Source organism: Pedobacter sp. GW821-FHT01D05 (assembly GCF_059422505.1).
In genome coordinates, this window is sequence record NZ_JBWKXA010000002.1 from 409,651 (window position 1) to 421,197 (window position 11,547).

Below are 11,547 nucleotides of genomic sequence, written 5' to 3' on the forward strand. Positions count from 1 at the left end.
AGTGTTGTTTATCCTACTTTGTTAAAAGCTAAATTAAGTAAAAAAGGCCCAACATAACTGTAGCTTCAGTATGATCTTATTGGTATAAATAACTTTGGTTAAATCTTTCTAATGTCCCCATCAAATCTTATATTTATTAAACCAGACTTCTTAGCTCAGTTGGTAGAGCAACAGACTCTTAATCTGTGGGTCCAGGGTTCGAACCCCTGAGGGGTCACTTGTGGCGACAAATCTAAAAGAGATGAGTTTGTCCAATTGTTTGCACTGAAATTAAGATTGCTTTCTAACGTCTTCTGTAGACGAATTGGTCAGTATCTTTTTGATCTCCTGCATACATGCGGTTAATTGCTTTTGATTACCTTCTGGTATAAGCGAAATCATATCATTAATTTGTTGGTTAGATGCGGCATCGAGTTCGTTATACACTTTTTTGCCTGAGGATGAGAGTGAAATGAATATCACTCTTCCATCAGTTTCAGAAGCCTTCCGGGTGATTAGCCCGTACTTTTCAAGGTGCCTCATGACCTTGCTTAACTGCCCTTTATCAATTCCAAGCGCAGATACGATCTGTGTTGCGGTAATTTTTTCGTGAGCATGTATTTCATAAAGGATCCGTGCTTCAGTAAGAGAATATTTGCTATTGAGCAAATGATTATTTAGAAGGCCCAGCAATTTTGTGTAATACCGGTTAAAACTTCTGATTTCGTCTACAATTTTTAATTTGTCTTCCATAATAAACTGATTTGGCAATTAATTGAATAAAAGGTCGTATCGGAATTCTCTAAGCGGCTTATCAAAACTATTAGATGTTTTTTCTTCAGTTAATTGAAATCCATACTTCGTATATAAAGATACGGCAGTAAGTTGCTCTTCAGTAGTCCATAAAAAAGCATGTTTTATTTCCTTTTCCTTCATGAAAGCAATGAACTGTTGCATCAGATGTTTGCCTAGGCCAAGTCCACGATATTCGGGAAGGAAAATAAAGTATCGGAACTGTAATGCTTCGTTGCGGCGATGTGCAATAAGGCAACCCACTATTTTATCGTCGTGTTCGCATATCCAAATCCTATCTTTTTCCTGGTCGTATTCCTTAGCAAAATCTTTCAGGCCGTCGAGCACATATCCTTCGAAACTAAGGCCGTAACCACATTCTTTGGCATATAAGTGCCCATGGATATAGGCGATATAGCCTAAGTCTCCCGGATGCAGTGTTGTTCTGATCCTGATGTCTGCAAATGAAACTGGTGTCATAATTTATATTTTACGTGTTATATAGTTGATAAGATCAACTATTGCAAAATAACTAAATATAGTTGAAATAGTCAACTATATTCGTGTTTTTAACGGAAGATATGCTCTGCTTTTCATTTTCATGGCTATTATAAAATACGTTCAGGCATAAAAAACGCCCACACTTTTCAGTATGAGCGCTTTTGTTTGTTCATTTTCTTTAATTTTTTACATCAGCAGGGGCATTGGTGGTCGAATCTGCTGTAGAATCAGTACTGGCACTGTCAATCACCTTGTTGGTGTCCGTGTATTTATACGTACTATCCGCATTTTCCTGATCGGCTTTTTTACCATTACATGCTGACAATGCTAAACCAAAGGCGGTTACTAAGATTATTAATTTCGTTTTCATATCAATTGTTATAGGTGTGCTTATATAATTCTTTTTAAAAGGCAATTGTTTTGGGAATTGTTTAATTAGTCGGGTGTTGGGTGACCGAGGTCGGAAGTTTGGATGCATTTCTTTTAACCGCAAAGGTCGCAAAGTGAAAAGCGCAAAGGGCACAAAGTTAGGTTGATCTTCTGTTAAGCTCCACTCGCTCGTCATCCGATAGTTATCGGATCTCGCGCATGCGGGAATTTTATTTGGTGTTGTGTTTTACCTCCAATAGAACGAAGAAATCAGTCTGAAAAATTTCGTCATTGCGAACAGAAGGGCAGGGCTGCTGTAGTGGCGTGAAGCAATCTTTGTAGTTAAGTATTTATACCCTAAATCTAAATCAAGCTAAGGCTTACGCTAAATTGGAACTCCCATAGTTATAGTCTTTTGCGTTGCTCTCTTTTTAACGTCCACTTCAATAATAATTGATTGATAATGAGTTCAAATAAGATAGTGAAAATAGCCTCCATATTTTTAAATTATCATCAATTTAATACCTAACTTATATCCGTTAATTTAATAACCTTACCGCTTTCGAATAAGAAGACAGACCTACCCGAAAGGTTTAGTGCTTCGCCTGCTTTAAGAGCATTGGGAAGATCTATAGCCAATACAGCATAATAATCAATTTCTATTTCTACCTGTTGTGCAGCATGTTTGATTGATTTAATACGTTGTTCCCTTGTTTTAAAATATGCTTTTGCCTGTTCTGCCTGCTCTTTAAAAGCGGCTATACCCGTTAAGGACATATTGGTTTCATTGTTCTCAACATTTTCAAAAACTACGTTTTCATCAAAGTTTATAACCATATTGTCTACATCGAAGTTGTTATAGGCTTCAATATAGTTTCTAACGATTTCTTCTTTTAAAGGCATAGGATCAGGTTATCAATCTGTAAAATGCTATAATGTATGCATCGTATTAAATTGGATGTTGAATTAAAGATATAAGTATTCGGTTATTCGTGCAAGTGATAACTGGTTTGCAATGATATTTATTAATCAATGAAAACAGAAGTGTTGCGTTAGAGGGACAAGGGTTGATTATCCAAATTTCGTTATTGCGAACTGAAGGGCAGGGCAGTTATGGTGGCAGGGCAGTGCGCTTTTATAACATGTGCAAAAATTAATTAGCCACGGAAACACAGAAATCACGGAGGAAATTAAAGTTTTTCCGTGTTCTTCGTGCTTCCGTGGCAAACATATGCTTAAGCATGCGCAGAAGCAGAATATTGAAGGCGATCGTCATGCTGACCTGTAGCGTAGCGGGAGCTACGCAGTAAACCGGGCCTTATGCGAGTTCACCGAAGGTAATTTATCTCAGCATCTCTTCCATGATGATATTTCTTTCATTTTTTTAGCAGCTTAATTATAAATTTTTGCTATATTCATATCGCGAACACAGTTGGGCATGTATTTAATTTTTTTAAAATGCACCTAACAAAAAATCAAATTACTTTAGCTAAACTGGAGTTTAGTTATCGCACACTCAAAAGGCCTGTTAATGTAAACCTGGCGCAAAATTCAATTCAATTTTTAAAACAGCTCCGCGGCAAACCATCATCTGGTAAAGCCTGCGATTGGTACGTGCTGTTTGTAAACCAAAACCACGAGGTTTTTTGCTGGTACAAACTAAAGCGGCAGGCAAAACCGATTAACTGCATACAGCAACTGGCGGGTTTGGCTGTTGCCTGCAATGCTTATGGCGTACTGGTGTTAAACTATTGCGATGTGAAAAGCATTAAGGTTAACCCATTCGATGAACTTTTTGTAACTACCTGTTTTAATACCTGCGCAAAGCTAAACATCGAAATTATTGATTATGTAATCTGTAATGCACAAACGCATTATAGTTTTAGGGATGGGTACAGGGATTAAAATACAACTGGGCTGTTGAAAGACAGCCCAGTGAATGTAAGTCTGTTTTATAGTTATTCGGCGGCCACTTCTCCTGTTAGATTCCCACAAATTCAGATGCTTTGACCGCAACAGCTTTTTCTAATATCACTCCTAAACTACTACAAACTGTTTTTAAATCACTAACTGCTTGATTTGAAGATTTGGTTGGATGCCATAATGTAGTATTGGGTAAATATTTCCTTGATTCACCAGTATTAGTAAAATGATCTAATAACCTAAAAGCTCTAAGCTAGCTTTAACTTGCGAATGTGATTTATTAATATCATATGATATTAATACGTTTCCAATTGTTGTTCCCATAATTCTTTGAAATTTTTGAACAAGATAATCATGACATTTAAGTTTAAATTACGGTTTTCCGTAATTGAGTTTTACTCCAATTAGCCACCCTTCCCATCCTCCTCTCCGTTTGTTCAGCGCAGCGTCACTACGGAGTAATACATAACATTAAGTTATGAACACGCAATTACGCTTCTAAAACCCAAAGAACAAATCGGTATCTGGTTTTGTGCAATATTTGCTATGCATGCATTATAAATCTATTATCTTTGCAGCTTTTATCAATTATTAGTATTCGTTAACATATACATGGGCAAAAACAGCATCGGCTCTACCATTTCGTATTTCTTTTTAGGTGAATACTTTTCTGATGCCCTGCGCACCACCATTACTGTGGTATTGCCCATTATTTTATTCTTTTACCTGGGCAATTCGGAGGCGGCCAAGGGAATAGGGGTTGGTGCTTTGTTAATCAGTCTGACCGATTTGCCCGATAACCGCCTGAACAAACTGAAAACAGCGTTATCGAGTATAATCGTCTTTTTTGCCACTACGCTGGTGGTTTCATCGGTTTTAGATCATGTTTACCTTACGGCGGTGGTTGTGGTCATCGCCGCTTTCAGCTTTTCGATGTTTGCGGTATATGGGCAGAAACTCTCACTGATCGGCACCATGGCGCTGATTGTATGTACTTTTGTAATGGGCCTTCACCCTGAACGACCGCTGTATTTTAGCAGTTATATCCTGCTTGGTGGGGTTTGGTATTATATCATCAGTTTAATCCAGATTTTAATCCGCCCTTACCGCTCGCTTCACCATGCCATTTTCGAATGCCTGATGAGCAGTGCGGTATTTTTGAATGCCAAAGCGAAGAATTACGATGTGGACGTTCCGCTTGATCTGCAACAAAAGGAAGCCATAAAACTGCACATTAAGGTGAACCAGAAGCATGAGCTGATCCGCAATCTGTTGCTTACCGATAAGTACGCTATGAACCCCGATAACCCCAAAGGTCAGCTGCTGTTGGAAAGGGCGCGGTTACTGATCGATTTGTATGAACAGTTGAATGCCGTACATTACGATTATGCTTTGGTACGCAAAACTTTGGCAACCGGCCCGAGCCTGAAACTGATTGCCAGCTTAATTGAATTGCTGGCCAAAGAGCTCGAGCAACTGGGCAGGCACGTTCGGTCGGCCAAGGCTTATAAAGGAGAAGTGGCCACCAATATCGAATATTACCAGAAACGGGTCATGCTGTTGCAGGAGATGGAAAATTTAAACGAAAGCCAGCGTAAAATTGTGCTGAAGGTGGTTTCGAACATGAACGATATTGTGCGTATTATTGAAATGATCAGGGGCAACGAGCGGATGCCTGAGAAACACTTACAAGAATTGAGCGGATCTATTTCTTATCCCTTGTTTGTTACCGGCGATCGCTTTTCGATTAAGGAGCACCTGACTTTAAAGTCGCCAATTTTTAGGTTTTCGCTGCGTTTGGCCATCTGTTTCCTGTTTGGTTTCCTGCTCATTTGGCAATTAGAACCGAGTAAATACAGTTACTGGCTTTTTCTTACGCTGGTTATTGTGGCGCGGCCCAAATTTTCAATTACCTGGAAACGCAATTTACAGCGTTTAAAAGGAAGCCTTGGCGGGGTTGTAATCGGATTGATCATCATCTATTTTGTAAAGAGCCCGGCGGTGCTGCTTTCGTTCTCGGTAATTTTTTTATTGGGTTTTTATGCCTTTAACCGTTTAAATTATACCGTAAGTGTATTGTTTATTACCCCTGCTGTAATTTTAACGCTGGGCAGTTACCAGGGCCATTTCGATCATATTGTACACGACAGGATTATATTTACGGTGCTGGGCTGTGTAATCGCCATTTTTGCCACTTATCTTTTCCCCATTTGGGACAGCCGCCAGTTGAAAGCGAAAATAAGCAAAGCCACAAAAGATAGTTTGCACTATTTGGAGGTGGCGATAGAAAGGAAGGAAAACCTGGACGAGAATATATCGCGCATGGCCAGGAAAAATGCCAACCTGAGTTTATCGGCATTAAGCGAAGCAATTGAGTCGGCCAGCCAGGAGCCGATGCGGAAACATATCGATTTTAATGGTTTGTATGGCATACAGTCGACCATTTACCAGATCAATGCAATTATTACTTCTATATACCTTTCACTTAACCATAAACCCGAACAGGCCGACCCATTGTTGCTTAGCCAGATTGTAAGCAACCTCAGTACCGGAGAGGTGCTAAAAAATGATGCTGTGCCTCATGTTAATATAATAGATGTTGATCATGATGACCATTCTACCAGGCAAAAACTGGCGCATATTGCTGCTTTATCGTTCGATTTCAGGAGGTTTAGTGCTGCATTTAGGGGTTAATTTAATTGTTTGTCAGTCTGAGCGGAGTCGAAGACCCCTTGTCTGTCCGTAGAGTTCCGAAGGGCTCTACGGATTAATAATAGAAAAGAGTCTGTGACTCGTTCAATTGAGTTTATAAACTCAATTTTATTCTTGTATCCTTAGAGACGCTACGCTTAACTCTAAGGACAGAGTGGGTAATTTCTTTAAGCTTAACTAATTGGAAAAGATCCTTCGACTCCGCTATCTTTGACAGTGTCTAGTGGAGCGGTCGTCATTGCGAGAAGGAACGACGAAGCAATCTTTTTTGCTAACCATACTTGCTAGAAAGATTGCTTCGTCGGCTGAAAAAGCCTTCTCGCAATGACGATGCTTTGAGCAATTTATCTCCATTAATATTTCCTTTCATTTATATTAATTTTTATAAAATAAATTACTCCTCAGGTTGACCAACCGCATGGAAGCAACTCAAGGCAATTATAACGCTATCACATCGTCATCCGATCTGAGACAGAAAGGTCTTTGAACTAAAGCTGCGTAAATTCGCGAAATCGGCGGGAAACCCTTATGCTTATTCGCTCCCGCAGATTTAAGATGATCGGCGCAGAAAATCAAGTTATCAATTTTCAAGCGATACATTAGCTCTTGAGCTATATGCCTTAAATGGTTAAAGAAAAGATGATATTGTACTAATGATCACGGATTATTCGTTAATAGTCCTAAAGAAACTCAGCGTGGAGAAGCTTATAGTTTACCATTTAAACTGATTAGGTCTTGTAGTGAAGCAATTCTTTAAAATTAAATAAATTGATTATTAATGTGTTACTATTCTTTTAGTTAATAAATGTTAATTATTTAGAATAATTCTAAATAAAGGTTTATATTTGTTCATCATTATATGTTTGGTTAGTTGATGATAACAAGACCTGTTTGCCTGCATTACTCAATGCAGGCGAATCAGGCACTACGCTACAGAAAACTTCAATTCATTTTTTTACACACATACCGTAATAAATTTGATTGAATTGATTGTAAAAAACAGGATATTGGTATATTGTGTGCCTTTAAACATCCTTATCCGCATGAAAAGATCATTTTTAAGCTTTCTTTTGATTTCTTTTTTAACTGTAACTGCTTTTGCCCAAAAGAAACCTAATTTTTGGGATGATGTGCAAACCATTAAAAAGTACGATCAAATGTACAAACCACCCGTTCATCCCGTGTTGTTTGTAGGAAGTTCATCCATCAGGAAATGGGACGACTGTACACAGATTTTTGCTAAATACAATGCTTTAAACCGTGGTATTGGTGGTGCTGTAATAAACGATATCACCTATTATTTAAATGATGTTGTTTTTCCTTACCAGCCAAAACAGATTGTACTGTATGTGGGGGAGAACGATTTACCAAGCGAAACGGTTACACCAGATACCGTTTTAAACCGTACCATCCGTTTGTACCAGGCCATTAGGGCAAAGTTACCAACGGTGCCTATTGTTTATATTTCTATTAAACCAAGTCCGAGCAGGGATAAATTTAAAGAAAAGGCAGTAGCTTCTAACGCATTGATCGCGAAATTTTTAGCCGGAGAGGCCAATACGAAATTCGTTAATATATATCCGCTGATGCTAACCAAAGACGGACAACTTAGGCCAGAACTTTTTGTGGATGATATGTTGCACATGAATGCTGCGGGTTATGCCATCTGGCGAAAAGCAGTTGAGCGACACTTATTGAAGTAATTTCGCGCTCAGTTCGTCATTCCTGCGCAGGCAGGAACCACGGAGTGCTCAGCGAAGCTAATCTTAATGCAATGGCCTACCACTCCTATTAACCGCCTTTGCACATCTTTGATATTAGTTGCAACCTTAAACCATAGCCCCGATTGAACGGTAAGCCCGGAGCGAGGCACGAGTGAGGACTTGTAGTGAAAGCGGGACTGGAACACACCGAAGCACTACAGGAACTGCGCTTCAAAAAATAAGCATCATTGTTTTACCACCTTAGTCAGCTGAGGGCACCTCAGGATTTGGGTTTATATTTTTATTATGCTGCCCCCAATAAACTAGCCCCGATTGAACGGTAAGCCCGGAGCGAGGCAGGAGTGAGGACTTGTAGTGAAAGCGGGACTGGAACACACCGAAGCACTACAGGAACTGCGCTTCAAAAAATAAACATCATTGTTTACCACCTTAGTCACCTTAGCGCACCTAAACATTTGGCTTTATGCTTTTCATTACCCGCCCCAAGAAATGGGCGACCTGGTTTAACAACAGCGCATAGTTGTATGTAATGTTAACCGGAATTAAAATTATATATTTATTATTGCGTGCTAATCATCCCCTAACCATATGTACAAACTTCTGCTTGCTGTTACTTTTCTTCTGATGGGCTATTATGCATCAGCACAGGATCTTTTGGGCATTCCGCAGATTGTAAATTACAATAACGAGCAGTATAACGCGGGTATGCAGAACTGGGATGTTAAACAGGATAAAAACGGGATTCTTTATTTTGGGAACAATGAGGGGCTGCTTACTTTTAACGGCCGGTATTGGAACCTGTTCCGCTTACCTAATTATACCTCTGTACGCTCCATCGGGATCGACTCTAAAAACCGGATTTATGTAGGAGGACAGGATGAATTTGGTTTTTATTACCCCAATGAGAAAGGCGTTTTAAAATATACTTCGCTTTTAGGTTTGCTGCCCGAAAACCTGCGTAAACTTGCTGATATATGGGACATTTCGATTATTCATGATGAAGTTTTTTTCAGGTCGAACAATGCCATCCTGCATTATAAGGATGGGGTGATTAAAAACTATAAACCCAGTAAGGCCTGGTTATTTATGGGCACAGCCAATAACAAAGTGTTTGCCCAGTCGGAAGAATCGGTTTTAATGGTTTACGAGCAGGAAATTTGGAAACCTTTTTGTACTGATCCGGTTTTCAAGAAATCGTCTGTTACCGCTATTTTGCCTTATAGTGGCGATACTTTGATGGTTTCTACCTTAAAGGGTGGTTTTTTTCTATTGATTAACCATCAGCTTAAACCCTTAAAAACCAATCTTGATCATGTGTTTTTTAACGACCGGATTTATTTCGCCGACAGGATCAATCAAAATCTATATGCAGTAGGTACTACCTCTGGCGGGGTATATATTATGAATAAAGGTGGAGAACTGATTCAGAAATACAATTACAGGGAAGGACTGCAGAACAACAATGTAAGGGGGATTCTGCAGGACAGGGATAAAAACATGTGGCTGGCTTTAGACGATGGAATTGCTTATGTGGCCATAAATAGTGCCATTAAAAGTATTTTCCCCGACCGTAATAAACAGATTACGAGTTATGCCTTCAGAAAATTTGACGAATCGGTTTACATCGGTACATCGAACGGTTTATATAGAACAAAAGTTAATCCCGCTGCCAAAGATTTAAGTTATGCTACTGCGAATTTTGAAGAGGTAAAAAATACCAAAGGACAGGTTTGGGGGCTCGATGAGATTAATAACCAGCTGTTGTTAGCACACGAGGAGGGTACACTTTTGGTGCAGAACAATGTAGCTAAGCCGCTTTACAATTTACCAGGTACCTGGTTGTACCAGAGCTTAGATCGGGTTTACCCAAGCAGCGAAGTTATTGCAGGCACTTACTGGGGTTTACAACGTTTAACCTATAAGGATGGGCTGTTTAACAATGGCGGAAGAGTTGAAGGTATAAATGAGCCGCTGCGCTTTATCGTGGCAGATAATAACAACCCTGATCATATCTGGGCATCGCACCCCTATCATGGGGTGTATAAAATAGAATTACAGCCCGATCATAAACGTGTGTTGCGTACCACCATGTACACCGACCGTGATGGATTGCCTTCTAAATTGTACAATTACGTGTTCCACATTAAAAATAGGGTGGTAATTGCAACTGTTGATGGCGTTTATGAATATGATAACGCGAAGAAAAAATTTGTCCGCCTAAAATTACTGGCCAATGCCATAAAGGGTATTTCGGTGCAGTATATGAAGGAGGATAACGACGGCAACATTTGGTTTGTAAGCAATAAAAAGGTAGGCGTAATCGATTTTAGCCGGCCATCGGGATCGAATCCTTTTAGTATTTTTTATCTGCCCGAGTTAGATGGGAAAGTAGTAGGCGGCTTCGAATCTATTTACCCCTTGGATAGTAAGAACATATTTATTGGGGCCAATAAGGGAGCCTATCATATTAACTATGAAAAATACATCGAAAACATAACTAAACCAATTGTAGTGCTGGGACAGATTAAACTGCTTGGTAAAAAAGATAGTTTGGTTTTTGGAGGCTATTTTACAACCAAAGGCATAATTTCTGCCAAACAGGATCAGAACGAGATACCAGAATACACCAATCATTTAAATTCAATGCATTTCGAATATTCCTCTACATTGTTCGAGCATGATAAAAATATTAAATTCAGTTATCAGCTGGTTGGTTTCGATAAGGAGTGGTCGGCATGGAATACGAAAAGCGAAAAGGACTATACCAATTTACCTGCCGGCAAATATACTTTCAATATTAAAGCAAGAACAGATATAGGTAATGAATCGGAAGTGATAGGCTATACTTTTGTGGTACTGCCCGCCTGGTACAATACCATATGGATGAGGATTTTTTACCTGATTTTGATTGTGCTGTTAATTAGGTTGATTATTAGATGGCAGAAGCGAAAACACATTAAAGAGCAGGAGCGGATGAGTTACCTGCATCAGCTGGAACTGGATCGTAACGAAAAGGAAATTGTTAGGCTGCAGAACGAGAAGTTAGAAGCCGATGTAAATTATAAGAATAAAGAGCTTTCTACCATGACCATGCACCTGGTGCAACGCGGTAAGGTATTGGCCAAGATTAAAGAAGTGATATCGGCTGTAATTAAAAACCACGATATTAATGAGAGTTCGCCAAGTTTCAGGCACCTCATCAGACTGATCAGAGATGTGGAAAAGAAGGATCAGGAGCTGGATCATATGAGCGTTCACTTTAATCATGTAAACACCGAATTTTTTAATAAACTCAAAGACCTTTATCCTGATTTAAGTCAGAACGATTTAAAATTTTGTGCCTACTTATCGATGAACCTGTCGTCAAAAGAAATGGCGCAGTTGATGAATGTAACCATTAAAGCCATCGAAGTGGGCAGATATCGCTTAAGAAAAAAGCTTCAGCTTAAACCCGAGACTAATTTATATGAGTTTCTGATCGGCATCGCCCGCCAAAAAACGCCTTAAAACAATGTTTTCGTTACAAATAAGAACATTTTTAGTTAAA

Annotated in this window: 8 protein-coding genes and 1 tRNA gene; 5 read left to right on the forward strand and 4 right to left on the reverse strand. The window is 39.2% G+C overall.

The features are described 5' to 3' along the window. Window positions 1-144: 144 nt before the first annotated feature. Window positions 145-217: transfer RNA gene (locus AC07VK_RS09870), tRNA-Lys, on the forward strand. Between the two features lie 53 nt (window positions 218-270). On the opposite strand, the gene AC07VK_RS09875 is transcribed toward AC07VK_RS09870, so the two are convergent. The 4 genes from AC07VK_RS09875 to AC07VK_RS09890 all read right to left on the reverse strand — a co-directional run bounded on the left by AC07VK_RS09875 (window position 271) and on the right by AC07VK_RS09890 (window position 2,544). Then, the gene (locus AC07VK_RS09875) at window positions 271-732 is read right to left on the reverse strand and encodes a MarR family winged helix-turn-helix transcriptional regulator (RefSeq protein ID WP_492960160.1); all 462 of its coding nucleotides are present in this window, start codon (window positions 730-732) and stop codon (window positions 271-273) included. Window positions 733-750: 18 nt separating this feature from the next. After that, a complete protein-coding gene (locus tag AC07VK_RS09880) occupies window positions 751-1,251 on the reverse strand; it encodes a GNAT family N-acetyltransferase (RefSeq protein WP_492960162.1) in 501 nt (166 codons plus the stop codon). A gap of 199 nt (window positions 1,252-1,450) precedes the next feature. Next, entirely contained in the window at window positions 1,451-1,642 is a 192-nt protein-coding gene (locus AC07VK_RS09885) for a hypothetical protein (protein WP_492960164.1), read from the reverse strand. Between the two features lie 524 nt (window positions 1,643-2,166). Next, window positions 2,167-2,544 (reverse strand): nuclear transport factor 2 family protein, encoded by a 378-nt coding sequence (locus AC07VK_RS09890; protein ID WP_492960166.1) that lies wholly within the window; start codon window positions 2,542-2,544, stop codon window positions 2,167-2,169. Window positions 2,545-3,099: 555 nt separating this feature from the next. On the opposite strand from AC07VK_RS09890, the gene AC07VK_RS09895 reads away from it, so the two are divergent. The 4 genes from AC07VK_RS09895 (at window position 3,100) to AC07VK_RS09910 (ending at window position 11,507) form a co-directional block, all read left to right on the forward strand. Beyond that, complete coding sequence (locus AC07VK_RS09895) at window positions 3,100-3,546, forward strand: hypothetical protein (protein WP_492960168.1); 447 nt, start codon at window positions 3,100-3,102, stop codon at window positions 3,544-3,546. Between the two features lie 630 nt (window positions 3,547-4,176). Continuing rightward, on the forward strand, window positions 4,177-6,258 hold the full coding sequence (locus tag AC07VK_RS09900; protein WP_492960170.1) for an FUSC family protein: 2,082 nt from the start codon (window positions 4,177-4,179) through the stop codon (window positions 6,256-6,258). A gap of 1,061 nt (window positions 6,259-7,319) precedes the next feature. Beyond that, on the forward strand, window positions 7,320-7,979 hold the full coding sequence (locus AC07VK_RS09905) for a GDSL-type esterase/lipase family protein (protein WP_492960172.1): 660 nt from the start codon (window positions 7,320-7,322) through the stop codon (window positions 7,977-7,979). A gap of 609 nt (window positions 7,980-8,588) precedes the next feature. Beyond that, the gene (locus AC07VK_RS09910; protein WP_492960174.1) at window positions 8,589-11,507 is read left to right on the forward strand and encodes a ligand-binding sensor domain-containing protein; all 2,919 of its coding nucleotides are present in this window, start codon (window positions 8,589-8,591) and stop codon (window positions 11,505-11,507) included. The last annotated feature ends 40 nt before the right edge of the window (window positions 11,508-11,547 follow it).

Coding starts and splice junctions, on each gene's coding strand:
- AC07VK_RS09875 (WP_492960160.1), bottom strand. CDS start 732: ATGGAAGACAAATTAAAAATTGTAGACGAAATCAGAAGTTTTAACCGG.
- AC07VK_RS09880 (WP_492960162.1), bottom strand. CDS start 1,251: ATGACACCAGTTTCATTTGCAGACATCAGGATCAGAACAACACTGCAT.
- AC07VK_RS09885 (WP_492960164.1), bottom strand. CDS start 1,642: ATGAAAACGAAATTAATAATCTTAGTAACCGCCTTTGGTTTAGCATTG.
- AC07VK_RS09890 (WP_492960166.1), bottom strand. CDS start 2,544: ATGCCTTTAAAAGAAGAAATCGTTAGAAACTATATTGAAGCCTATAAC.
- AC07VK_RS09895 (WP_492960168.1), top strand. CDS start 3,100: ATGCACCTAACAAAAAATCAAATTACTTTAGCTAAACTGGAGTTTAGT.
- AC07VK_RS09900 (WP_492960170.1), top strand. CDS start 4,177: ATGGGCAAAAACAGCATCGGCTCTACCATTTCGTATTTCTTTTTAGGT.
- AC07VK_RS09905 (WP_492960172.1), top strand. CDS start 7,320: ATGAAAAGATCATTTTTAAGCTTTCTTTTGATTTCTTTTTTAACTGTA.
- AC07VK_RS09910 (WP_492960174.1), top strand. CDS start 8,589: ATGTACAAACTTCTGCTTGCTGTTACTTTTCTTCTGATGGGCTATTAT.